The sequence below is a fragment of the Pseudomonas syringae KCTC 12500 genome, from assembly GCF_000507185.2.
GTDB classification, from domain to species: Bacteria; Pseudomonadota; Gammaproteobacteria; order Pseudomonadales; family Pseudomonadaceae; genus Aquipseudomonas; species Aquipseudomonas syringae.
This window is the reverse complement of sequence record NZ_AYTM02000002.1, coordinates 2,147,440-2,170,562: the sequence shown is the minus strand read 5'-3', so window position 1 is coordinate 2,170,562 and position 23,123 is coordinate 2,147,440. Positions and strand designations below refer to the sequence as shown.

The 23,123-nt window shown below is 59.3% G+C and carries 21 protein-coding genes; 9 read left to right on the top strand and 12 right to left on the bottom strand.

Features of this window, described 5'->3' with window-relative positions:
• Nucleotides 1-51: 51 nt before the first annotated feature.
• A complete protein-coding gene (locus V476_RS10025) occupies nucleotides 52-951 on the top strand; it encodes a DMT family transporter (protein ID WP_003425986.1) in 900 nt (299 codons plus the stop codon).
• A 38-nt stretch (nucleotides 952-989) separates the two neighbouring features.
• On the opposite strand, the gene V476_RS10020 is transcribed toward V476_RS10025, so the two are convergent.
• Together V476_RS10020 and V476_RS10015 are read right to left on the bottom strand one after the other, a co-directional pair.
• Complete coding sequence (locus V476_RS10020; protein ID WP_003392498.1) at nucleotides 990-1,622, bottom strand: SCO family protein; 633 nt, start codon at nucleotides 1,620-1,622, stop codon at nucleotides 990-992.
• Nucleotides 1,623-1,685: 63 nt separating this feature from the next.
• Nucleotides 1,686-2,180: a cytochrome c oxidase assembly protein gene (locus V476_RS10015; protein WP_024959393.1), complete on the bottom strand. Its 495-nt coding sequence runs from the start codon at nucleotides 2,178-2,180 to the stop codon at nucleotides 1,686-1,688.
• 279 nt (nucleotides 2,181-2,459) lie between these two features.
• Between V476_RS10015 and V476_RS10010 the strand changes: the two genes are divergently transcribed.
• Nucleotides 2,460-3,110, top strand: coding sequence for a hypothetical protein (locus V476_RS10010; protein WP_004414456.1), 651 nt, complete (start codon nucleotides 2,460-2,462; stop codon nucleotides 3,108-3,110).
• Nucleotides 3,111-3,230: 120 nt separating this feature from the next.
• On the opposite strand, the gene V476_RS10005 is transcribed toward V476_RS10010, so the two are convergent.
• The 5 genes from V476_RS10005 to V476_RS09985 form a co-directional block, all read right to left on the bottom strand.
• A complete protein-coding gene (locus tag V476_RS10005) occupies nucleotides 3,231-4,763 on the bottom strand; it encodes a SulP family inorganic anion transporter (protein WP_003392495.1) in 1,533 nt (510 codons plus the stop codon).
• Between the two features lie 104 nt (nucleotides 4,764-4,867).
• On the bottom strand, nucleotides 4,868-5,608 hold the full coding sequence (locus V476_RS10000; protein WP_004409041.1) for a carbonic anhydrase: 741 nt from the start codon (nucleotides 5,606-5,608) through the stop codon (nucleotides 4,868-4,870).
• A gap of 207 nt (nucleotides 5,609-5,815) precedes the next feature.
• A complete protein-coding gene (locus V476_RS09995; protein WP_024959394.1) occupies nucleotides 5,816-6,874 on the bottom strand; it encodes a PA0069 family radical SAM protein in 1,059 nt (352 codons plus the stop codon).
• A 120-nt stretch (nucleotides 6,875-6,994) separates the two neighbouring features.
• Complete coding sequence (elbB, locus tag V476_RS09990; RefSeq protein WP_010413499.1) at nucleotides 6,995-7,663, bottom strand: isoprenoid biosynthesis glyoxalase ElbB; 669 nt, start codon at nucleotides 7,661-7,663, stop codon at nucleotides 6,995-6,997.
• Nucleotides 7,664-7,880: 217 nt separating this feature from the next.
• Nucleotides 7,881-8,543, bottom strand: a complete 663-nt coding sequence (locus V476_RS09985; protein ID WP_003392491.1) for a DedA family protein — start codon at nucleotides 8,541-8,543, stop codon at nucleotides 7,881-7,883.
• Nucleotides 8,544-8,774: 231 nt separating this feature from the next.
• Here V476_RS09985 and hemB point away from each other — a divergent pair, with 231 nt between their 5' ends.
• Both hemB and ppk1 read left to right on the top strand, forming a co-directional pair.
• The gene (gene hemB, locus V476_RS09980; RefSeq protein ID WP_024959395.1) at nucleotides 8,775-9,785 is read left to right on the top strand and encodes a porphobilinogen synthase; all 1,011 of its coding nucleotides are present in this window, start codon (nucleotides 8,775-8,777) and stop codon (nucleotides 9,783-9,785) included.
• Between the two features lie 16 nt (nucleotides 9,786-9,801).
• A complete protein-coding gene (gene ppk1 / locus V476_RS09975; RefSeq protein WP_003392490.1) occupies nucleotides 9,802-12,012 on the top strand; it encodes a polyphosphate kinase 1 in 2,211 nt (736 codons plus the stop codon).
• On the opposite strand, the gene ppx is transcribed toward ppk1, so the two are convergent.
• The 5 genes from ppx to V476_RS09950 form a co-directional block, all read right to left on the bottom strand.
• Nucleotides 11,999-13,501, bottom strand: coding sequence for an exopolyphosphatase (gene ppx / locus V476_RS09970; RefSeq protein WP_003341571.1), 1,503 nt, complete (start codon nucleotides 13,499-13,501; stop codon nucleotides 11,999-12,001). The two genes, ppk1 and ppx, sit on opposite strands and share 14 nt — an antisense overlap.
• Before the next feature lie 1,255 nt (nucleotides 13,502-14,756).
• Nucleotides 14,757-15,491: an amino acid ABC transporter ATP-binding protein gene (locus V476_RS09965; RefSeq protein WP_003317352.1), complete on the bottom strand. Its 735-nt coding sequence runs from the start codon at nucleotides 15,489-15,491 to the stop codon at nucleotides 14,757-14,759.
• Nucleotides 15,478-16,128 carry an amino acid ABC transporter permease gene (locus V476_RS09960; RefSeq protein ID WP_032619528.1) on the bottom strand — a complete coding sequence of 217 codons (651 nt, stop codon included), beginning with the start codon at nucleotides 16,126-16,128 and terminating at the stop codon, nucleotides 15,478-15,480. The genes V476_RS09965 and V476_RS09960 overlap by 14 nt, the downstream gene beginning before the upstream one ends.
• Entirely contained in the window at nucleotides 16,125-16,790 is a 666-nt protein-coding gene (locus tag V476_RS09955; RefSeq protein WP_003317350.1) for an amino acid ABC transporter permease, read from the bottom strand. Before V476_RS09955 ends, V476_RS09960 begins: the two co-directional genes overlap by 4 nt.
• A gap of 29 nt (nucleotides 16,791-16,819) precedes the next feature.
• Complete coding sequence (locus V476_RS09950; RefSeq protein WP_003317349.1) at nucleotides 16,820-17,605, bottom strand: transporter substrate-binding domain-containing protein; 786 nt, start codon at nucleotides 17,603-17,605, stop codon at nucleotides 16,820-16,822.
• 250 nt (nucleotides 17,606-17,855) lie between these two features.
• Here V476_RS09950 and V476_RS09945 point away from each other — a divergent pair, with 250 nt between their 5' ends.
• The 5 genes from V476_RS09945 (at nucleotide 17,856) to V476_RS09925 (ending at nucleotide 23,064) form a co-directional block, all read left to right on the top strand.
• Nucleotides 17,856-18,560 (top strand): FadR/GntR family transcriptional regulator, encoded by a 705-nt coding sequence (locus V476_RS09945; protein ID WP_003365835.1) that lies wholly within the window; start codon nucleotides 17,856-17,858, stop codon nucleotides 18,558-18,560.
• A gap of 121 nt (nucleotides 18,561-18,681) precedes the next feature.
• Nucleotides 18,682-19,011, top strand: coding sequence for a thioredoxin TrxA (gene trxA, locus V476_RS09940; protein WP_024959397.1), 330 nt, complete (start codon nucleotides 18,682-18,684; stop codon nucleotides 19,009-19,011).
• Between the two features lie 231 nt (nucleotides 19,012-19,242).
• The gene (gene rho, locus V476_RS09935) at nucleotides 19,243-20,502 is read left to right on the top strand and encodes a transcription termination factor Rho (protein ID WP_002551560.1); all 1,260 of its coding nucleotides are present in this window, start codon (nucleotides 19,243-19,245) and stop codon (nucleotides 20,500-20,502) included.
• A 127-nt stretch (nucleotides 20,503-20,629) separates the two neighbouring features.
• Entirely contained in the window at nucleotides 20,630-22,096 is a 1,467-nt protein-coding gene (gene ubiD, locus V476_RS09930; protein ID WP_003403254.1) for a 4-hydroxy-3-polyprenylbenzoate decarboxylase, read from the top strand.
• Nucleotides 22,096-23,064, top strand: a complete 969-nt coding sequence (locus V476_RS09925) for a CDP-6-deoxy-delta-3,4-glucoseen reductase (protein ID WP_016566929.1) — start codon at nucleotides 22,096-22,098, stop codon at nucleotides 23,062-23,064. The genes ubiD and V476_RS09925 overlap by 1 nt, the downstream gene beginning before the upstream one ends.
• Nucleotides 23,065-23,123 lie beyond the last annotated feature (59 nt).

Here is a 23,123-nt window from a genome sequence, read left to right as displayed (position 1 = left end):
TAGGGACCGGCCTTTTATTAAACGACGCGTCAGCGACAGGGACTGTCATCAATGCAATCTAATTTCAGCAAAGGCATCTTCTTTGCGCTCTCCGCCGCAGCCCTCAACGCAACGATTGGAGTGCTCAGTAAAATCCTCATGAGTCATGGTTTTACCCCCAGCAGTGTGGCGGTTATCAAGACCATCCTGGGCTGCCTGCTCCTCTCGGTCTTATTGCTTTTCTTAAGGCGTCCGGCGTCGAAAGCGAAATGGGTACACGCAGCAGTCTGTGCATTCCTCGGCATTTTCGTACTGTTCCACTTTGAAACGTCCGCCTACCGAAGTTACGCAGCGGCAGGCGTCGTCGTGGTGCTGATGGCCAGCGCCTCGATTTCCTCGATTATTCTGGGGCGTATCTTCCTCAAAGACGCCATTACCGCGAATGCAGTGGTGGGGGCTGCGCTCGCTATTGCCGGGATCGCAGTGATTTTTGGCGCCGATATTCAGCAGGGCTTCACCCTGCAGGGTGCCGCACTCGCCTCTATTGCCGGTTGTGGTTACGGGGCTTTTTCAGTCGCCATGAAGCATATGGGTGTGGCAGGAGGGCTGCATTTTACCCGGCAGCTGCTGTTTTTTGGCGGGCTGTACCTTCTGATGCCAGCAGCGGCAGATGGTTTTGTGATCGGCGAACTGTCAGCGCTTGTGATTGCCGCACTGTTAGCGCTGGCGGCGTTGCCGACCATATTGGGGTTCTTTTGCACAACCAAGGCCATCGAGTACCTCAAACCGTCCCAGGTACAGGCATTGGAGTTGACCGAACCGCTGTTCGCCGCGCTGTTGGCGTTCGTGGTGCTCAATGAAGTGCCGCGTGAGAGCTTGTACGTCGGGGCGATGCTCATCATCGCAGGGTTATGTTTCTCCAATGAGCTGATTCGTTTGGGAAGCAAGGCGCCTGTTCGGTTGAGCGAGTAAACCTTTATCAGGTTCGTTGGAGCGGCAGAACGCTCGGTTTAATCCCGCTCCAGCAACCCCGGCAATTGTTTCACCAGCTTCTGGTTGTTCAGCGGGGCACGGATAAAGCCTCGCTGGGTACCGTCCGGGCCGATCAGGGCCAGGTTACCGCTGTGATCGACGAAGTAGTTCGGTTTACTGGTGTCTGCAGGAATGAACGGAATGCTCACGGCATTGGCCAGTGTCTGAATATCAGCGACAGGTGCCGTCAGGCCGATGTACTGCGGGTCGAAGTAGCCCAGGTACTGCTTGAGCTGCTGCGGCGTGTCACGGTTCGGGTCGACGCTGACCAGTACTACCCGCATGTGCTTGACTGCCTCTTCGGGCAGCTCGGCCCTGATCTGCTTGATTTGCGCCAGCGTCGTGGGGCAAATGTCCGGGCAGAAGGTGTAGCCGAAGAACATCAGCGTCCATTGGTCTTTCAAGCCATCAAGCGCTACAGCCGCGCCGTTCTGGTCGGTCATGCTCAGGGCTGGCAATTGGCGGCTTTTGGGGAGCAGCACAATACCCGCGTCGTTGAGCGCCGCCTGGTCCTGTGAGCTGCGACCAGGCAGCACCTGACTGAGGATCACGCCCAGAAGCAGGGCGACGATGGCGGCAGCAATGAAAACGGCTTTCTGGGTACGGGTCATGGTGTCAGCGCGAGTCGTGATCGGCGTAAGGTCGAGGATGATGGCCTATATTGCGCACCGAGCCTAGCGCGTGGTGACATCGAACAGCGTATAAGCCAGCGTCAGACTTTTTACATCGTCGGGCAGGTCACGGTCGACGATGAAGCGCACCGGCATCTCGATACGCTCGCCCGGTTGCAATGTCTGTTGGGTGAAGCAGAAGCATTCGGTCTTGTGAAACCACGCTGCCGCCTTTACAGGCGAAATACCCGGTACGGCCTGGGCTTGCATCGGCCTGTCGGTCGGGTTCTGCGCGATGAAGATCATCTCGTTGACCGCACCGGGGTGGACCTGCATCTGGCGGGACTGCGGGTAGAACGCCCAGGTCATCCCGGCCGCGTTGCCGGCAGTAAATTGCACCTCGACCTGACGAGAAGCGTCCTCCCCCTGCACGCCGACTCTGTCATGCCCGGTCAGCACGGCATAGAGCGACGGCAATGCCAATCCGCACATCAGCATGATTACCATTAAGCACGTCAAACGCAGAACGAGCCGTTTGGACAAAAGAGGCTGAGTCATGCGTGGCTCACTTTTTATGTCGGACAGCGTGTCGAAAGAGCTGCGGGCGACTTCAGAGTAGCCTGCTTATGCAAAACGCGAGCTGCAGCGCGTCCGCATAGCCGGGCACGGCAGCCGTATTTGGTCAGAAATTGAGCAAAGGCTGTTTTAATATAGCCAATGTATCTAAATGTGAGTCGCATATAGCAAAACCGTCTTAGGCGGTTAGTTAAGCAAGCTAACGTATGACTCTTCATCAACGAACCACGGGGTCTGACGCCTCAAGGAGTCCCAGCAGCCATGAACACCGCCGCATTGCGCGAGCAGATACAACTAGCCCATCAACATGAGGCCCGGACCGGCCACTTGCTGCAACAGCTGGAACAAAAGCTCCCACATCTTCATCCCGCCATTCATCTGCCGGAAGTCGACGCGAAAGACGTACTGACGCGTTTCGTCACGGCCTATATCGATCTGGTCCCCGATCTGCTGGACGCCGCCCATGAGGTCGCGCTGCAAGCCGGGATCGAAGGGCAGATAAAGCCGGTGCTGAAAATCGCCGAGCATTTTTTCGCGGCCCCGCCTTCCATCATGGATGGGCATGAAGGCCTGGAAAGCCTGTTGGACGAGGCTTATCTGGCCCACCGGCTGGTCGAGGAAGTGAATGACCTGTACATCAAGCATTTCGGTCAGCCGCTGATACCGTCAAATACCACGGTTGCCAGCGTGATCGCCCACCAGTTGATCGGCGAGCAATTTGCCAACCAGCTGGACGAAGCGGTGCACCATGCTGTCGATGAATTGCTTGATGAGGAGAGTTTCGCGCTGGACTCGGTCGAGGCCTATCGCGAGAAGCTGATCAGCCCTGCAACGGGGGCGGCCTGGCAGCGCTGGCCAAGCCTGTCACGGCAATTGGGCGTCGGCCTGGAGCTGGAGCGCTCCGCGGTCTGATTCAGAGGCCCGAATCACTGTCTTCGCCGGCAATGGAAGGAGCCGGATATCGCTCCGCTGCTACGCGAAGACCCATCCGGCTCCCATGTTTCCAAGGCTGTGATAACAAGGTAGCGACTATCAGGCCGCGCCCGAGCCGATCCCCGTTGTCGTGTAGATCCGCCCTTCAAGACGACGCTTCAGGCCACGCGATTCGATCAGCAACCGTGTGCCATGAGCGGCATTGGAACGACCCCATTCTTCCAGCAGTTCCAGACACGAGTGGTCGATGTAGGACAGATTGCCCAACGGCACATGCACCGTGCTGCCCTGCGGGATAGTGCCCAGTGCCTGAGTCAGCGCCGGCACCTTGAGGAAGGTTGCGGCACCGACCAGACGCAGCTCGAATTCCTTCTCGCCCGCCAGTTCGACCACATTGATCTTCAGGCGCGAAGCCTTGAACGCCAGTTTCACCAGAGTCAGGCCGAAACCGACCAGCACACCGGTCAGCAGGTCGGTGAAGATGATCGCAATGGCAGTCGCCGCATAGGTGAACATCGGCATCCGGCCATAGCGGCCCAGACCGCGAAACGCCTTCAGATCGACCAGCTTCAGGCCGGTGTAGACCAGCACGCCAGCCAGGCTCGCAACCGGAATGCTCTGCAGTACGCTCGACAGCAGCAACACGAATGCGAGCAGCCACAGGCCGTGGAAGATCGTCGAGAAGCGCGTGGTGGCACCGGCCTGGACGTTGGCCGAGCTGCGTACGATAACGCCTGTCATCGGCAACGCACCGAGCAGGCCGCAGAGCATGTTGCCCACGCCTTGAGCGCTGAGTTCCTTGTCGAAGTCCGAACGCTGGCCACTGTGCATGCGGTCAACCGCCGAGGCGGAAAGCAGCGTTTCGGCACTGGCGATGAACGCTACGACGATAGCCGCCACCAGAATGGCCGGGTCGGCCAGATTCATCAGGTCGGCCGGGCGAAGCCAGTCGATGGCGTCGGCCAGGTTGTCAGGCACTTCGACACGCTTGACCTGCAAGGCCATGAACAGGCTGATGCCGGTGGCGATGCCCACGCCCAGCAGTGCGCCGGGTACGAAGCGCAAAGACTGCGGACGGAGTTTTTCCCAGCCCCACATGATCAGCATGGTGCCCAGACCGAGCATACCGGCCTGCATGCCGGTGCCGGGTCCGAAGGCCTGGATCAGTGTGGAAGGGAAGGCGATCAGGTTGTCCAGCCCGGAGGGTTTGGGGCCGCTGTCAAACATCACGTGTGCCTGTGACAGTACGATCAGCACACCGATACCGGCGAGCATGCCATAGACCACTGCAGGTGCCGTGACCCGGAACCAGCAGCCAAGCTTGAATCGACCCGCCAGCAGCTGAAGCAGTCCGGCGAGTACCAGAATAGGACCCAGCATGGCCATGCCGTGCTCGCGCACCACTTCAAAAACCAGTACTGCCAGACCGGCTGCGGGTCCGCTGACCTGCAGCGGCGAACCGGCTATCCAGCCGACTATCAGCCCGCCCACGATGCCGGTGATCAGACCTTTGGCCGGAGGCATGCCGGATGCAATGGCGATGCCCATGCACAGCGGCAGGGCGACCAGGAACACGACCACGGAAGCGAGCAACTCCCGTGGTAAAGCGGTTTTCAATGCTGTAATACCCATGACGCTTCTCCGGGATTCTTCAGACGAGGCAAGACGGGCGACGCGCATCCTGCGCAGTCGCCATCAGCTGATTAAGAAGGGCTTGCCGTCAGTCGGACTGGTGATCAGTCGGCTGAAAAGCGTGCTTTCGGTGAAGCCATCGGCGTCGGTCCCTTACCGTCGAGCGGTATGAAACGATCGAGCTCGGCGTCATAAGCCAGGATTTCGCTGGTTTCGATGCTGTAGACCCAGCCGTGAATGAACAACTGGCCGCTAGCCATTTTCGCTGCGACCGAAGGGTGGGTGCGCAGGTGTTGCAACTGGGAGATCACGTTTTCCTGAGTCAGGACCTGCATGGTTTCCAGTTCGCCGCTGCAGCTGCAGTTCTGCTCGACCACCGTGCGGGCAACCTCGGCATGGCGCAACCAGGCTTTTACCGTAGGCATCTTGTCCAGGCTGTCGGGGTTGAGCACTGCGCGCATGGCGCCGCAGTCAGAGTGTCCGCAAACGATGATGTGCTGCACGCCCAGTGCAACCACTGCGTATTCCAGAGCGGTGGACACGCCGCCATTCATCTGGCCATACGGCGGTACGACGTTGCCGACGTTACGCGTGACGAACAGGTCGCCTGGCGAACTTTGGGTAATCAATTCGGGCACGATGCGCGAGTCGGCGCAGGTGATGAACATGGCCCGTGGAGATTGGGCGGTCGCCAGCTTCTTGAACAGTTCTTCCTGCTGGGGGAAGACCTCTTTACGGAAATGTACAAAGCCATCGACGATATGTTTCAACGCTACGTCGGCGCTGTCCGAATGGCTTGATGTGCTGGACGACGTAGCCGAATGCTGTTTACCGATGTCTGTCATGTCTTCACCCTCTCTGACGAATTGATGTGGATTCTTCATGCCTGTTTGACCAGAGCCGGATGTGATCCCTCTCTAAAAGGCATCACGAACAAATCCCTTGAGCGCTATCGCTGATGACACTCCGAGTAACAGACTAATCGCCGAAGCTTAAACGAAACTGAATGCGATGGCTCTGGGACGCGGGTTTGCACGATAGTACCAAGTTCGTCACAGCAGCGACATTTGCCCTCCCGGCGGACAAAACGCATCGCAATCGAGTGCAAATCTACCCCGTTTGTTCAATCCGAGCCGTTTGATCGCCAGCGCATAGCGTTGAGCCAGCAGGTCGGCAAACGGTCCTTCGCCACGCATTCGAGAACCAAACGTGCTGTCGTACAGGGCTCCGCCGCGACTTTGACGAATCAGACTCATGACATGATCGGCGCGTTGCGGGTAATGCGTCTTCAGCCACTCGTCGAACAGCGGCGCGACTTCCAGCGGCAGGCGCAGCATCACGTAGCTGGCGCTCAGGGCACCCGCAGCTTTCGCTTCGCTCAGCAGTGCCTCCAGCTCGCTGTCGTTGATCATCGGGATCATCGGCGCACACAGCACACCGACCGGGACCCCCGCCTGACGCAATACCCGAATGGCCCGCAAGCGAGCCTTGGGCGCCGCGGCCCTGGGTTCGAGGATGCATTTGAGTTCGTCATCCAGCGTCGTCAGGCTGATGAAGACCGACACCAGCCGCAGCCTGGCCATTTCTGCCAGCAGATCCAGATCGCGCAGGATCAGCGAGCCTTTGGTAATGATGCTGACCGGATGTCGATAGCGCAGTAACACCTCAAGCGTCGCCCGGGTGATGCGGTACTCACGCTCGATCGGCTGGTAGGGGTCGGTGTTGGCCCCGAGGGTGATGGGCGCGCAGCGGTAGCCGGGTTTGGACAGTTGTTGCTCCAGCAGCGCCGCCGCGTTGGTCTTGGCGATCAGCTTGGTCTCGAAGTCCAGGCCCGGCGACATGTCCCAATAGGCGTGGCTGGGTCTGGCGAAACAATAGATGCAGCCGTGCTCGCAGCCCCGGTAAGGGTTGATCGACCTGTCAAAGGGGATATCCGGCGAGCTGTTGCGGGTAATGATGCTTTTGGCTGTTTCGCTGGTGACCTGGGTGCCTTGCGTGAGCGGTACTTCCTGATACCAGCCATCGTCTTCAACCACCGACTGACTGGGTGCGAAACGGTTATGCGGATTGCTGGCAGTGCCTCGGCCACGAACCGGATAGAGACTGGACATCTGGCGTTACTCGTATACTGTTCATACATACAGTAAAGCATAAAGCCCGGATGGATCACCATGGCCAGCCTGCAAAACACCGCCCGTCTGACAGGCGGTGTTTTGTAGGCAGGGCGACGGTCAGGCATCGCCCTCGTGAGTCAGCTCCAGCACGCGGTCAACCAGCTTATTGATGCCCGAGGCCGCTTCGCTGATGCTCTTGGCGACCATATAGGCAGGTGTGCTGACCAGTTTTCGCGCTTCGTCCTCGACGATGTCATCGACGGCGCATTCAGCATGGCTGCCACCCATTTTAGTGATGGCCGCAGCGGTTTCAGGGTCGCTGCCGATGGTGCAGGTCACGCCGGGGCCATAGATCTTGGCCGCGAGTGCCGGGGTGATGCAGATCAGCCCGACCGGTTTTCCGGCTTCGGCAAACGCCTCGGCGAGCTCCAGCAGCCCGGCTTCGACCTGGCAGGCATGGCCTTGCAGGGCAAGGTCGGAAAGGTTCTTTGCCGAGCCGAAGCCGCCCGGGATGATCAGGGCGTCAAAGTCTTCGGCATTTGCTTCGCGGATGTCCTTCACTTCGCCCCGTGCAATGCGCGCAGACTCGACCAGCACATTGCGCGACTCGGGCATTTCCTCACCGTTCAGGTGATTGATGACGTGATGCTGAGCGATGTTGGGGGCGAAGCACTGAACCTGCGCACCGCGCTGATCCAGACGCAACAGGGTGAGAACGCTTTCGTGAATCTCGGCACCGTCGTAGACGCCACAGCCGGAGAGGATTACAGCCACTTTTTTCTGCATCGATTTCGGCTCCTTGTGCTCGATCAACTTAATGTTTGTTTTAATTTGTCTGTTCAGTTGATCGCTTTACGGGCCGAGTGTTCAGTTGAGGCATCGTTGGCGGTGCAAAGCCGGCTGAGCAAAGGTGCATGGGGAGGGCGGTGGTCGCGAGTTCGGCAGCGTCTGTGCGCTATCGCCGAGCGAGGCTTGTCAGCCTGCGCTCGGGAGGGGGGGACGTTTATTCGTCGGATTTTTTCGTCAGATCGACGGGCACGGTGACCGGCGTTTCCAGGTCGGAGGCCGCTGCCGATGCACAGAAACGGCTCTTTTCTTCACGCTCTTCACGGGCGATCCGGGCGTTCTTGACGCGTCGGCGTATCCACAGGGCCAGCCCCACCAGAACCAGTGCGCCCAGCACCCAGAGTTCATATTTCTTGACGTTACCCAGCAAGCCTTCGAGCACCGCGCCGAAGTGGTAAGCAGCCGAACCCAGCGCCGCAGCCCAGACAGCCGCGCCGATACCGTTCAGCAGAAGATAACGCCCGGGTGGATAACCCGACAGGCCGATGGCCACGGGCATGACCGTTCGCAGGCCGTACACGAAGCGGAAGCCCAATACCCAGATGTCCGGGTGCTTGCGGACCAGCCGTAGCGCCTTGTCGCCCATGAGTTGCCAGCGAGGCTTGCGCGCCAGAAGCTTGCGGCCGTGCTTGCGTCCCATGAAATACCACAACTGGTCGCCCGCATAACTGCCACAAAAGGCTACGAGGATGACGATATTGAGGTCCATGTATCCGCGGAACGCCAGGAATCCGGCAAGAACCAGAATGGTCTCGCCTTCAAAAAAGGTGCCGAGGAACAGGGCAAAGTAGCCGAATTCGTTCAAGAAATTCTGGAGCATTGTCTGGATGCTGGCGAAATGAACGCGCAGCCTAACGCGCCCAAGGCAATCATGAAAGTGTCCATATGTGTCTCGACGTTAAAGATTCTTGCAACCACAATGGTCGTATCCCCTTTAAGGCCGTGACCGCGACGTGCAGTCGCAGGTCGAACCATGACTGTCACACATTGGTCATAATGGCGGCTTATAACTGTCGCGCTTGCCCGCGTAAGCGGGCTCAGGAGTCTCGCCGTGAGCTTTACCCCCGCTAACCGCCTGTTTCCTCTCACTCGTCTGCGCCGTAATCGCCGCGACGACTTTTCCCGTCGGCTGGTGCGTGAAAACGTTGTCACTGTCGACGATCTGATTCTTCCCGTATTTGTTCTCGATGGTGAAAACCGTCGTGAGTCCATCGCCTCGATGCCTGGCGTCGAGCGCTTGAGCGTTGATCTGTTGCTCAAGGAAGCCGAGCACTGGGTCGCGTTGGGTATCCCTGCGCTGGCGCTGTTCCCGGTGACACCGCCGGAAAAGAAATCCCTCGACGGTGCCGAAGCCTGGAGCCCGGACGGCATCGCCCAGCGCGCGACCCGCGCCCTGCGTGACCGTTTCCCGGAGCTGGGCGTCATCACTGATGTGGCGCTGGACCCGTTCACCACGCATGGTCAGGACGGCATCCTCGACGAAGAGGGCTACGTTCAGAACGACATCACTGTCGACGCGCTGGTGAAACAGGCGCTGTCGCACGCCGATGCCGGTGCTCAGGTGGTCGCACCATCGGACATGATGGACGGTCGCATTCAGGCCATCCGCGAGTCTTTGGAGCTGGCCGGGCATGTGAATGTCAGGATCATGGCCTATTCGGCCAAGTACGCCAGTGCCTACTACGGTCCGTTCCGTGATGCGGTGGGTTCCTCCCTGAATCTGGGCAAGGCCAACAAGGCCTCCTATCAGATGGACCCGGCCAACAGCAACGAGGCTCTGCACGAAGTGGCAGCCGACCTTGCCGAAGGCGCCGACATGGTCATGGTCAAGCCTGGCATGCCTTATCTGGACATTCTGTACAGGGTCAAGGATGAGTTCAAAGTGCCGACCTTTGTGTATCAGGTCAGCGGTGAATACGCGATGCACATGGCCGCAATCCAGAACGGTTGGCTGAGTGAAGGGGTGATTCTCGAGTCCCTCACTGCCTTCAAACGCGCCGGCGCCGACGGCATTCTTACCTACTTTGCTGTTCGCGCCGCTCAACTGTTGAAGGGGCAATAGCCTCACAGGAACATTCATGAATACCGAAGCACTCATCGAAGCCGCTGTTCAAGTCGATGTCCCGGAGGCAACACCCGTGGTCGAACCTGACATCGAAGTAATCCCGGCCATCGAGGCACCCGCCGCTGCGGTGCCCGCTATCGTCGCTCCGAACCTGGACGATAGCAGCCTGTATATCCACCGTGAGCTGTCGCAACTACAGTTCAATATCCGGGTTCTGGAACAGGCGCTCGATGAGTCCTACCCATTGCTGGAGCGGCTGAAGTTTTTGCTGATCTTCTCCAGCAACCTCGATGAGTTCTTCGAGATTCGTGTTGCAGGCCTGAAGAAGCAGATCACCTTTGCCCGCGAACAGGCGGGCGCTGACGGTCTGCAGCCGCATCAGGCGCTGGCCAGGATCAGTGAACTGGTACACGGTCATGTGGATCGCCAGTACGCGATCCTCAACGATATTCTGCTGCCGGAGCTGGAGAAACATCAGGTCCGCTTCATTCGTCGCCGTCACTGGACGGCCAAGCTCAAGGCCTGGGTACGACGCTACTTCCGCGACGAGATCGCGCCGATCATCACCCCGATCGGCCTCGACCCGACGCACCCGTTCCCTTTGCTGGTCAACAAGAGCCTGAATTTCATCGTCGAGCTTGAAGGCATCGATGCCTTCGGGCGCGACTCCGGTCTTGCGATCATTCCCGCGCCGCGTCTGCTGCCGCGAGTGATCAAGGTGCCGGAAGATGTCTGCGGGCCTGGCGACAACTTCGTGTTCCTGTCGTCGATGATCCACGCCCACGCTGACGATCTGTTTCAGGGCATGAAGGTCAAGGGCTGCTACCAGTTCCGCCTGACCCGAAACGCTGACCTGGCGCTGGACTCCGAAGATGTGGAAGACCTGGCGCGCGCATTGCGTGGCGAGCTGTTCTCGCGTCGCTATGGTGATGCGGTACGCCTTGAAGTGGCGGACACCTGCCCGAAACACCTGTCGGACTACCTGCTCAAGCAGTTCAATCTGAACGAGTCCGAGCTGTATCAGGTGAATGGCCCGGTCAACCTGACGCGTCTGTTCAGCATCACCGGCCTGGACAGCCATCCCGAATTGCAATACCCGCCGTTCACGCCAGCTATCCCCAAGCTGCTGCAGAACAGCGAAAACGTTTTCAGCGTGGTCAGCAAACAGGACATCCTGTTGCTGCACCCTTTCGAGTCGTTCACGCCCGTGGTCGACTTGCTGCGCCAGGCAGCAAAAGACCCGCACGTGCTGGCGGTACGCCAGACGCTGTATCGGAGCGGCGCGAACTCGGAAATCGTCGATGCACTGGTCGATGCCGCGCGTAACGGCAAGGAAGTCACTGCGGTGATCGAGTTGCGTGCGCGCTTCGATGAAGAGTCCAACCTGCAACTGGCCAGCCGCCTGCAGGCCGCCGGTGCGGTGGTGATCTACGGCGTGGTCGGCTTCAAGACCCACGCCAAGATGATGTTGATCCTGCGTCGCGAAGCGGGCGAGATCGTGCGTTATGCGCATCTCGGGACCGGCAACTACCACGCCGGTAACGCACGTCTGTATACCGACTACAGCTTGCTGACCTCCGATGACGCGTTGTGTGAAGACGTCGGCAAACTGTTCAGCCAGTTGATCGGCATGGGCAAGACGCTGCGCATGAAGAAGCTGCTGCATGCGCCGTTCACGCTCAAGAAAGGCATGCTCGACATGATCGCCCGCGAGACGCAATTTGCGCTCGATGGCAAGCCCGCGCACATCATCGCCAAGTTCAACTCGCTGACCGATCCGAAGATTATCCGGGCGTTGTACAAGGCCAGCCAGTCCGGTGTGCGCATCGATCTGGTGGTGCGCGGCATGTGCTGCCTGCGTCCAGGCATCGCCGGGGTTTCGCACAACATCCATGTGCGCTCGATCATCGGCCGCTTCCTGGAGCACACGCGAGTGTTCTACTTCCTCAACGGCGGCGACGAGCAGATGTTCCTGTCGAGTGCCGACTGGATGGAGCGCAACCTCGACAAGCGCGTCGAGACCTGCTTCCCGGTGGAAGGCAAGAAGTTGATTCTGCGTGTGAAGAAGGAACTGGAGAGCTACCTGACCGACAACACCCACAGCTGGCTGTTGCAGTCGGACGGGCGTTACGTGCGCAGCACGCCGACCGGTAATCAGAACCCGCGAAGCGCCCAGGCGACTCTTTTGGAGCGCCTGAGCAACCCGGTCCTCAGCGTACGCTGAAGACGATGCCGACTCGGGTCAGCCACTCCGCTTCCAGCGCGAAGTCGGCCTGAGTCAGCTGGTTGTTTTCCAGCCAGCCTTTCGGGAATTCGGCGTCCAGATTCGGGCCGTCGGCACGCAACGTCACACGTGGCATCTCCTGGGTGCCACGAATGTGGTGAAACAGAATCGCAAAGCGCAACAGCACGCACAGGCGAATCAGCTTGATGCCTTCATCGCCGAACTCGGCGAACTTGTCCTTGGGAATATTACGGCGATGACCGCGCACCAGCAGTGCGAGCATTTGCTGGTCTTCGCGTGAGAAACCGGCCAGGTCGGAGTGCTCGATCAGGTACGCGCCGTGCTTGTGGTAGTGATAGTGAGCGATGTCCAGGCCGATCTCGTGCACCTTGGCCGCCCAGCTCAGCAGTTCGGCGTAGCTCTCGTGCTGCAGCTCCCAACTCTCGGCAACCTGCTCCAGCGCATGCAGCGCCTTGGCTTCAACGCGTGCGGCCTGCTCCAGATCGACGTGATAACGCTCCATCAGCGAGCTGAGCGTACGCTCACGCACGTCTTCGTGATGATGGCGGCCCATCAGGTCATACAACACGCCTTCACGCAGGGCACCTTCGCAGTGATCCATGCGCTTGAGCTCGAGGGCGTCGAAGATGGCTTCCAGAATCGCCAGGCCTGCGGGAAAAATGGCGCGACGGTCGGGTTTGATGCCGTCGAAGTCGATCTTTTCCACGTCACCCAGCTTGAACAGCTTGCGCTTGAGCCAGGCCAGCCCTTCGGCGTTGACCTCGCCAGCGCCGTAACCATTGGCCTTGAGCGCCACGCCGATAGCACGAATGGTGCCTGACGAACCGATCGCTTCATCCCACTTGAGGCGATGCAGCGCGTGTTCGATGCTCATGATTTCCAGACGGGCAGCGGTATAGGCCTGAGCGTACCGGGCCGGTGTCACCTTGCCGTCGCGGAAGTAGCGCTGGGTAAAACTCACGCAGCCCATCTGCAAGCTTTCACGCAGCAGCGGCTCGAAGCGCTGGCCGATGATGAATTCGGTACTACCGCCGCCGATATCGGCGACCAGACGTTTGCCCGGGGTGTCGGCCAGCGTGTGGGAGACGCCCAGGTAAATGAGGCGCGCTTCTTCGCGGCCGGAAATCACTTCCACCGGGTGGCCGAGGATTTCTTCGGCGCGGTGAATGAAGTCGTTGCGGTTACGCGCCTCGCGCAGGGCATTGGTGCCCACGATGCGCACCGCACCGAGCGGCAGCCCGTTGATCAACTGGGCGAAGCGTTTCAGGCAGTCGAGACCGCGTTGCATGGATTCTTCGGTCAACTGGCGCTCTTCGTCGATGCCAGCGGCCAACTGCACCTTCTCGCCCAGGCGCTCAAGAATGCGAATCTCGCCCTGATTGGCTTTTGCCACAACCATATGAAAGCTGTTGGAGCCCAGGTCGATAGCGGCGATCAGTGAAAAATTCTTGGGTGTTGAGTGCGGCATGGTCAGGAAGTCCGGTTCGATAACCGGACCATCGTGCCACGATCCATGCTTGCCGCCAACGCGAAGCTGTTCAGGCACCGGAAATACCCGGTATTACTCGCGCGCGTGGCGTATGGCTATCAATGCCATGTGGCGCAGAGCGTCACCAAAATGCATTGCCACGCTAAAGCATGCGGAACGAGAGGTATCCCTAAGAACGCCATCGTGTCTATGCGCCGCGCTCAGCGTAATACACAGTCTTCGTGGGAGCGAGCTTGCTCGCGAAGAGGCCGGTGCAGCCCCCGGAGATATGGTGTTTGGACCAACGCCTTCGTGAGCAAGCTCACTCCCACAATGATTTCTGTCCAGCGTGATGCAGCATGAAGCTGTGACGCGGAGCGTGAGGAACGATAAGTGCCTGCAACATGCTCCGCGCTCAGCGTTACACACAAGTCTTCGTGGGAGCGAGCTTGCTCGCGAAGAGGCCGGTGCAGCCCCCGGAGATATGGTGTTTGGACCAACGCCTTCGTGAGCAAGCTCACTCCCACAAAGATTTCTGTCCAACGTGATGCAGCATGTAGCTGTGACGCGGAGCGTGAGGAACGATAAGTGCCCGCAACATGCTCCGCGCTCAGCTTTACACACAAGTCTTCGTGGGAGCGAGCTTGCTCGCGAAGAGGCCGGTGCAGGCCCCGGAGATATGGTGTTTGGACCAACGCCTTCGTGAGCAAGCTCACTCCCAGAAAGATTTCTGTCCAGCGTGATGCAGCATTTAGCTGTGACGCGGAGCGTCACGAAATGCATTCCCACGCGGAGTGAGGAACGATAAGTGCCTCCAACATGCTCCGCGCTCAGCGTTACACACAAGTCTTCGTGGGAGCGAGCTTGCTCGCGAAGAGGCCGGTGCAGCCCCGGGAAATATGGCGTTTGGACCAAAGTCTTCGTGAGCAAGCTCACTCCCAAAAAGATTTCTGTCCAACGTGATGCAGCATGTAGCTGTGACGCGGAGCGTGAGGAACGATAAGTGCCCGCAACATGCTCCGCGCTCAGCGTTACACACAAGTCTTCGTGGGAGCGAGCTTGCTCGCGAAGAGGCCGGTGCAGCCCCCGGAGATATGATGTTTGGACCAACGCCTTCGTGAGCAAGCTCACTCCCACCAAGATTTCTGTCCAGCCAGACACTGCCGATTCAGCCCTTTTCCAGGCTCTTCGGGGTTTGTGTATAACGCTGATCGCTTCGCGTGGACATGCTGTTCCGGACGCTCTGCGTTCAGCGTCAGGCGTGCTCCACTGTGCCGATGAAGTTCGCCAGTTCCGGGGTTTTCGGGTTGGCGAAGAGTACTTTCGGATCGCCCACTTCATGCACCTTGCCCTGGTGCATGAACACCAGCTTGTCGCCCACTTCGCGCGCGAAGCGCATTTCGTGGGTGACCATGATCAGGGTCATGCCATCGGCTGCCAGCTGGCGCACCACGCTGAGTACTTCGTTGACCAGCTCCGGGTCCAGCGCCGAAGTGATTTCGTCGCACAGCAAGACCTTGGGCGACATCGCCAGCGCGCGGGCAATCGCCACGCGTTGCTGCTGACCACCGGACAGGCGATCCGGAAAGGCGTCGAACTTCTCGCCCAGTCCGACGCGTTCGAGCATCTTCCTCGCCAGTTTGGCGGCCTCGGCCTTTGGTACTTTCTGCACGACCTGCGGCGCAAGCATGACGTTCTCGCCCACGCTCAGGTGCGGGAACAGGTTGAACTGCTGGAACACCATGCCGACCTTCTGGCGCAGCGTGCGCAGGTCGGCGCGTGCCGCATCCAGGTATTCGCCATCGACCTCGATCACGCCATCGTTGATCGACTCCAGGCCGTTGAGCGTGCGCAACAGGGTGCTTTTGCCCGAGCCGCTGCGACCGATGATCGCCACGACCTGGCCTTCTTCGACCGACAGATCGATGCCTTTGAGCACGTGATGATCGCCATAGTATTTATGCAGGGCGGAAATTCTAAGCAGAGGCATGCAGTCTCCTTTCCAGATGGCGCGCGCACAGCGACAAGGGGTAGCACAGGATGAAGTAGCCCAGAGCAACGAAGCCATAGACCATGAAAGGTTCGAACGTGGCGTTGGCCAGCATGCTGCCGGTCTTGGTCAATTCGGTGAAGCCGATGATCGACGTCACCGCCGTGCCTTTGACCACCTGCACCGAAAAGCCGACCGTCGGCGCGACCGCGATGCGCAACGCCTGCGGCAGAATCACATAGCGCATCTGTTCGAACGGAGTCAGCGCCAGGCTCGCGGATGCTTCCCACTGGCCCTTGGAGATCGATTCGACGCAGCCACGCCAGATCTCCGCAAGGTAGGCGCTGGTAAACAGCGTCAAGGCCAGTGCCGCCGCAGCCCAGGGCGAAATGTTCAGTCCCATCAGCGCGACACCGAAGAACACCAGAAACAACTGCATCAACAGCGGTGTGCCCTGAAACAGCTCTATATAGAGTTTCGCGGTCACGCGAGGGCCGGATTTTTCCGAGGTGCGCATGCCCATTATCAGCAAGCCGATCAGCCCGCCGCCGATGAAGGCCACCAGCGACAAGGCCAAGGTCCATTGCAGGCCGATCAGCAGATTGCGCACGATGTCCCAGAGGGTGAAATCCATCAGCGGTTCCTCGAGATGTAGCGCCGCCCGATCCAGGCCAGCAATTGCCGGATCAGCAGCGCCATGGCCAGGTAGATCAGCGTGGTCACAATGTAGGTTTCGAACGAGCGAAAGTTGCGTGACTGAATGAAGTTGGCATAAAAGCTCAGTTCTTCAGTGGCAATCTGCGAGCAGACTGACGAGCCCAGCATAACGATGATGATCTGGCTGCTCAGTGCTGGCCAGACCTTGCCCAGCGCTGGCACCAGCACCACGTGGCGAAAGGCTTCATAGCGACTCATCGCCAATGCTGCCGATGCTTCAAGCTGACCCTTGGGAATCGCCTGGATACCTGCCCGCACGATTTCAGTCGAGTAGGCACCCAGGTTGATGACCATCGCCAGCACCGCTGCCTGCCATTCCGTGATCTGCACGCCCAGCGACGGAAGACCGAAGAAAATGAAGAACAGCTGGACCAGAAACGGCGTGTTGCGGATCAGCTCGACATAGATGGCAAAAATCGTCGCAAAAGGCTGAATCTTCCAGGCCCTCACGACGGCACCGACAATACCGAGACTGACGCCCAGCAGCGTGCCAATGGCCGTCAGTTCCAGCGTGAACAAAGCCCCGCGCAACAGCAGATCGATGCTCTGCAGGACCGGTGTAAAGTCGAAGTGATAAGCCATTGGTGAATCCTGTTACCGGAAAGCGGTGATCAGAGATCGGCAGGCAGCGGTTGCTTCAGCCAGGTCTGGGAGGCTTTTTCCAGCGAGCCGTCAGCCTTGGCGGCATTCAGAATCTCGTCGACCTTGCCCAGCAGTTCCGGCTGACCCTTGTTCACGCCGACATACACGGGCGAATCCTTGAGTTTCACTTTCAGCGCCGGGATGCGCTTGGGGTTGCGCTCGCTGATCGCGACCATCACCACGTTGCCGCTGGCGATCAGGTCGGTCTGACCGGCCAGATAGGCTGCGATGGTCGAGTTGTTGTCTTCGAAGCGCTTGATGACCGCGCCTTCCGGAGCCACTTTCGACAGCTCGATGTCCTCGATGGCGCCACGGGTGACGCTGATGGTCTTGCCTTTCAGGTCAGCGATGTCCTTGACCGGCGAATCAGGTGGACCGAATACCGCCAGGTAGAACGGTGCGTAAGCGCGCGAGAAGTCGATGACTTTCTCGCGGTCCGGATTCTTGCCCAGGCTGGAGATCACCAGGTCGACCTTGCCAGTAGTCAGGAACGGAATGCGGTTGGTGCTGTTGACCGGAGTCAGCTCCAGCTTGACCTTGAGCTTGTCAGCCAGCAGCTGTGCGGTGTCGATGTCCAGGCCGCGCGGTTTCATGTCCGGCCCGACCGAGCCGAATGGCGGGAAGTCCTGTGGAACGGCCACCTTAAGGGTGCCGCGCGCTACAACGTCGTCCAGGCCGTTGGCGTGGGCGGGTGTCTGGCTCAGCATCAGACTGGCAAACAGTGCAGTAAGCAGGGCGCTGTAACGCTTGGTCATATGAAGTCTCCGGGCGAAACGAAAGGTGTTGGCCTGTCTCCAGTGCACAGCGCATGCCATTCGCTCGTGAGCTGCCATGAATCAAGGTTTGCAGCGTGTTTATGGTCTTACTGGTCTGACCAGTCGAGCGGCTTCGCGCCCTGCTTTGGCGCGCTTTAAAGCCTTGCCGCCCCAGGGCTGGGCGTCGCTTGCCGAATGTTCGAGATGGGGATAAAAGGGATGTTTACTGGACTGACTGGCCTGAACAGTGATGCCGCACACTTCACTCGCAGTACCCGAATCAGCCCTCCGGGCCATTCGCAAATTGATCGCCGAGCAAGGGTACAAGCCCGGTGAGAGCCTGCCGTCGCAACGCGATCTGGCGGTATTGCTGGGCGTCAGTCGGGCGTCCTTGCGTGAAGCCCTGTCATCGCTCAGCGCGCTCGGAGTGGTCAGTGTCCAGCCCGGCAAAGGCGTGTTCGTGCAGTCGATTTCTGAACCAGAACAGCGCACGGGTGGTTTTTCCTGGCCTTATGAAGCTCAGGTTTCTCCGGCCGACACCTTTCAGTTGCGCTATGCACTGGAAGGTTTCGCTGCAGGCATGGCCGCCGTGACCCTGACCGCCGACGAGCGCGATGTATTGGAGGACAACGTCGAAGCCATGCGTCTGGAATTGCGTGCCGGTGACTTCGAGGCTGCGGCGCGGCTGGACTTCGAGTTTCATCGGCACATTCTGGTCGCCAGCGGCAATCAGGCGATGCTGGGGATCGTGACTGCCGGGGCCGACATCTTTCTGGAAAGCCAGAAGATGCCGTTCATCCGGGCGGCCAGGGTCATGGAAACCTGGCAGGAGCATCGCAAGATCCTTCGTGCGCTGGCCCGACATGCGTCAGGGCCAGCGCAAAAGGCCATGCAGGACCATATTCGTGGCGCGGCACTGCGCACCGGCATCGTGTTCGTGTCGCCCGCCAACTGAACGCCTGCCATAACTCCAGTCATGAGCCATCATAGTCAGACTCAATGAACCTTCGCTTCCTGAATCACCTGAGGCCCGCTATGATGAGCGTCGTTTTTAGCCTATGACCTCGGAGACTTCCATGAGTAGCGACCTTATCAAACACGTCACCGACGCCAACTTTGAAGCCGAAGTACTCAAGGCTCAGGGTCCTGTGCTTGTTGACTATTGGGCTGAATGGTGTGGCCCTTGCAAAATGATTGCCCCGGTTCTGGACGAAATCGCCGGTACCTATGAAGGCAAGCTGACTGTTGCCAAGCTGAACATCGATCAAAACCCGGACACTCCTGCCAAGCACGGTGTTCGCGGTATTCCTACGCTGATGTTGTTCAAGGACGGCAATGTGGAAGCGACCAAAGTGGGTGCGCTGTCGAAGTCGCAGCTGGCTGCGTTCCTCGACGCCAACATCTGAAGCGTTTCAAAGCCCCGCAAATCGCGGGGTTTTTTTCGGGTGTCGTACTAGACGCCTGGAAAATCAGGTGGTACATTCGGCCCCGCAACGGCTTCTCCGTTGCCCCCTGCTAGCCGTCGCCGACGCTCTCCTTTCGATTTAGTACGCGATCCTGTCGCCTTCTCTGCGGCGCGGCCTCATTAAGCCAAAAGCTTAATTTCCCCCTCCATACATGATTACGTCATTCCCCATATGAACCTGACTGAACTCAAGCAAAAGCCGATTACCGAATTGCTCGAAATGGCCGAACAGGCTGGCATCGAGAATATGGCCCGTTCGCGCAAGCAGGACGTCATTTTCTCCCTGCTCAAACGGCACGCCAAAAGTGGCGAGGAAATATCCGGTGATGGCGTGCTGGAGATTCTCCAGGACGGCTTCGGTTTCCTGCGCTCTGCAGACGCTTCCTACCTGGCCGGCCCGGATGACATCTATGTCTCCCCCAGCCAGATCCGCCGCTTCAACCTGCGTACCGGCGACACCATCGTTGGCAAGATCCGTCCACCCAAGGAAGGCGAGCGTTATTTCGCTCTGCTCAAGGTCGACACGATCAACTACGACCGTCCGGAAAACGCCAAGAACAAGATTCTGTTCGAAAACCTGACGCCGTTGTTCCCGACGATCCGCATGAAGATGGAAGCCGGTAACGGTTCCACCGAAGACCTGACCGGTCGTGTGATCGATCTGTGCGCACCGATCGGTAAAGGTCAGCGTGGTCTGATCGTTGCTCCGCCGAAGGCGGGCAAGACCATCATGCTGCAGAACATCGCGTCGAACATCACGCGTAACAACCCGGAAGTGCATCTGATCGTTCTGCTGATCGACGAGCGCCCGGAAGAAGTGACCGAGATGCAGCGCACCGTGCGCGGCGAAGTGGTCGCCTCGACGTTCGACGAACCGCCAACCCGTCACGTACAGGTTGCCGAAATGGTGATCGAGAAGGCCAAGCGCCTGGTCGAGCACAAGAAAGACGTCGTTATCCTGCTCGACTCCATCACCCGTCTGGCACGTGCCTACAACACCGTCATCCCGAGCTCCGGCAAGGTATTGACCGGTGGTGTCGATGCTCATGCACTCGAGAAGCCAAAGCGTTTCTTCGGTGCTGCGCGTAACATCGAAGAAGGCGGCTCGTTGACCATCATCGCCACCGCACTGGTTGAAACCGGTTCGAAGATGGATGAAGTGATCTACGAAGAGTTCAAGGGTACCGGCAACATGGAGCTGCCTCTGGATCGCAAGATCGCAGAGAAGCGCGTGTTCCCGGCCATCAACATCAACCGCTCCGGCACACGCCGTGAAGAGCTGTTGACCGCTGATGACGAGCTGCAGCGCATGTGGATCCTGCGCAAGCTCCTGCACCCGATGGACGAAGTCGCGGCTATCGAGTTCCTCATCGACAAGCTCAAGCAGACCAAGACCAACGACGAGTTCTTCCTGTCCATGAAACGCAAGTAACTGGCAGGCCGAAACAAAAAATGGTGTCCTTCGGGGCACCATTTTTTTTGCCTGCATGCCGCCGATTAGCTGCCTTGACGGGCTGGAGCAGGTACGATGTGCGTCTATTGGATAAATGGCCGGGTTAATGAAATTCAAAGATCTTAGGGATTTCGTGCAGCAGCTTGAGCAGCGCGGAGAGTTGAAACGCATCCAGATGCCGATCTCGCCTGTGCTGGAAATGACTGAAATCTGTGACCGTACCTTGCGTGCCAAGGGTCCGGCGCTGCTGTTCGAAAAACCGGTCGGTTTTGATATCCCGGTGCTGGGCAACCTGTTCGGCACGCCAGAGCGCGTCGCCATGGGCATGGGTGCCGAAGCGGTCAGTGAGCTGCGTGAAATCGGCAAGCTGCTGGCGTTCCTCAAAGAGCCCGAGCCACCCAAGGGCTTGAAGGACGCCTGGTCCAAGCTGCCGATCTTCCGCAAGGTCATCGCCATGGCGCCGAAGGTCGTCAAGGATGCGCCCTGCCAGGAGGTCGTCATCGAAGGCGATGACGTCGACCTCGGCATGCTGCCCGTACAGACCTGCTGGCCGGGCGATGTTGCGCCCCTGATTACTTGGGGCCTGACGGTCACCAAAGGCCCGAACAAGGAGCGCCAGAACCTCGGCATCTATCGCCAGCAGGTCATCGGTCGCAACAAGATCATCATGCGCTGGCTCAGCCATCGCGGTGGTGCGCTGGACTTCCGCGACTGGTGCGCCAAGCATCCTGGCGAGCCTTATCCGGTCGCCGTCGCACTGGGCGCGGACCCGGCGACCATTCTCGGCGCCGTGACGCCGGTACCGGACAGCCTCTCCGAATATGCCTTTGCCGGTCTGCTGCGTGGCTCGCGCACCGAACTGATCAAGTGCCGTGGCAGCAATCTGCAAGTCCCGGCCAGCGCCGAAATCGTGCTCGAAGGCGTGATTCATCCGGGCGAGATGGCTGACGAAGGGCCTTACGGCGACCACACCGGCTATTACAACGAAGTCGACAGCTTTCCGGTGCTGACCGTCGAGCGCATCACCCACCGTATCAAGCCGATCTACCACAGCACCTACACCGGCCGTCCGCCTGATGAGCCGGCGATTCTGGGCGTCGCGCTGAACGAAGTGTTCGTGCCGATTCTGCAAAAGCAGTTTCCGGAAATCGTCGATTTCTACCTGCCACCCGAGGGGTGCTCGTACCGCATGGCGGTGGTGACCATCAAGAAACAGTATCCCGGCCATGCCAAGCGCGTGATGCTGGGTGTCTGGTCGTTCTTGCGCCAGTTCATGTACACCAAGTTCGTGATCGTTACCGACGACGATATCAATGCGCGGGACTGGAACGACGTGATCTGGGCCATCACCACGCGTATGGACCCCAAGCGCGACACGGTCATGATCGACAACACGCCCATCGATTACCTCGATTTCGCCTCGCCGGTGTCCGGCCTGGGATCGAAAATGGGACTGGATGCCACGAACAAATGGCCAGGTGAGACCAGTCGCGAGTGGGGCAGGGCGATCGTCAAGGACGAAGCCACCACACGCCGGGTGGACGAAATCTGGACTCAGTTGGGAATAGATTGATGCGCGTAACCTTGCAGCCGTCAGGTGCGGTGCTGGAAACCCTGCCGGGGGAGCGGATACTCGATGCGGCACAGCGTCTGGGTTACGAGTGCCCACAGAGCTGTCGCAATGGCAACTGCCATGTTTGCTCGGCTCTGCTGGTCGAGGGCCAGGTAATGCAGTCGGGGCAGACGCTCGATCACGGCGAAATTCATACCTGTGTGGCCGAGCCGCTGACAGCGTGCGTGGTGCTCTGGGATGGCGTGCTGGCCAAGGGTGAGCTGCCGGTGCGCAGTTTTGCCTGCCAATTGAGCGAGTGCGTCGAAGTGGGTGGTGATGTCTGGCGGGTCGGCCTGCGCGCTCCGGCCGGCAAGCCACCGCGTTATCACGCCGGGCAGTACCTGATGATCGAGCGTGAGAACGGCGAGAAGTCGGCGTTCTCCATCGCATCGGCGCCGCACTGCGGTCGTGAACTGGAGCTGCACGTACTGGCTCGTGAAGACAGTGCGCGCAGCCTGATCGAGCAACTGCAACGCAACCGTATGGCGCGGGTCGAGCTGCCCTTTGGCGACACCCACCTCGCCGAGCTGCCGGACGGCCCGCTGGTGCTGATCGCGGCCGGTACGGGCATGGCGCAAATGAACAGTTTGTTGGAACACTGTCGCTCCACAGGCTTCAGTCATCCCGTGCACCTGTACTGGGGCGTGCGTCGCCCCGAGGATTTCTACCAGGTCAGCCACTGGGATGAGTGGGCGAAACTGCCGAATCTGTTCCTGCACAAGGTCGTCAGCGACCTGTGCGGCTGGGAGGGACGTTGCGGTCTGCTGCACGAGGCGGTTTGCGAGGACATCAAGGACCTGTCGGCCGTCCACGTCTACGCCAGCGGCTCGCCAGCGATGATCTACGGAACGCTGGACGCTCTGGTCGACGCCGGAATGGACGCCCATCAGATGCGCGCAGACGTATTCGCCTACGCACCGCGTGCGTAATGCCGGACTGACGGCTGCAGGAGTGGAGTGTAAATTGCTTTAACTGATTACAACCGATG

Bases quoted from the DNA above. Each gene is read 5' to 3' on its own strand.
- V476_RS10025 (WP_003425986.1), top strand. From the start codon at position 52: ATGCAATCTAATTTCAGCAAAGGCATCTTCTTTGCGCTCTCCGCCGCA.
- V476_RS10020 (WP_003392498.1), bottom strand. From the start codon at position 1,622: ATGACCCGTACCCAGAAAGCCGTTTTCATTGCTGCCGCCATCGTCGCC.
- V476_RS10015 (WP_024959393.1), bottom strand. From the start codon at position 2,180: ATGACTCAGCCTCTTTTGTCCAAACGGCTCGTTCTGCGTTTGACGTGC.
- V476_RS10010 (WP_004414456.1), top strand. From the start codon at position 2,460: ATGAACACCGCCGCATTGCGCGAGCAGATACAACTAGCCCATCAACAT.
- V476_RS10005 (WP_003392495.1), bottom strand. From the start codon at position 4,763: ATGGGTATTACAGCATTGAAAACCGCTTTACCACGGGAGTTGCTCGCT.
- V476_RS10000 (WP_004409041.1), bottom strand. From the start codon at position 5,608: ATGACAGACATCGGTAAACAGCATTCGGCTACGTCGTCCAGCACATCA.
- V476_RS09995 (WP_024959394.1), bottom strand. From the start codon at position 6,874: ATGTCCAGTCTCTATCCGGTTCGTGGCCGAGGCACTGCCAGCAATCCG.
- elbB (WP_010413499.1), bottom strand. From the start codon at position 7,663: ATGCAGAAAAAAGTGGCTGTAATCCTCTCCGGCTGTGGCGTCTACGAC.
- V476_RS09985 (WP_003392491.1), bottom strand. From the start codon at position 8,543: ATGCTCCAGAATTTCTTGAACGAATTCGGCTACTTTGCCCTGTTCCTC.
- ppk1 (WP_003392490.1), top strand. From the start codon at position 9,802: ATGAATACCGAAGCACTCATCGAAGCCGCTGTTCAAGTCGATGTCCCG.
- ppx (WP_003341571.1), bottom strand. From the start codon at position 13,501: ATGCCGCACTCAACACCCAAGAATTTTTCACTGATCGCCGCTATCGAC.
- V476_RS09965 (WP_003317352.1), bottom strand. From the start codon at position 15,491: ATGCCTCTGCTTAGAATTTCCGCCCTGCATAAATACTATGGCGATCAT.
- V476_RS09955 (WP_003317350.1), bottom strand. From the start codon at position 16,790: ATGGCTTATCACTTCGACTTTACACCGGTCCTGCAGAGCATCGATCTG.
- V476_RS09950 (WP_003317349.1), bottom strand. From the start codon at position 17,605: ATGACCAAGCGTTACAGCGCCCTGCTTACTGCACTGTTTGCCAGTCTG.
- V476_RS09945 (WP_003365835.1), top strand. From the start codon at position 17,856: ATGCCGCACACTTCACTCGCAGTACCCGAATCAGCCCTCCGGGCCATT.
- trxA (WP_024959397.1), top strand. From the start codon at position 18,682: ATGAGTAGCGACCTTATCAAACACGTCACCGACGCCAACTTTGAAGCC.
- rho (WP_002551560.1), top strand. From the start codon at position 19,243: ATGAACCTGACTGAACTCAAGCAAAAGCCGATTACCGAATTGCTCGAA.
- ubiD (WP_003403254.1), top strand. From the start codon at position 20,630: ATGAAATTCAAAGATCTTAGGGATTTCGTGCAGCAGCTTGAGCAGCGC.
- V476_RS09925 (WP_016566929.1), top strand. From the start codon at position 22,096: ATGCGCGTAACCTTGCAGCCGTCAGGTGCGGTGCTGGAAACCCTGCCG.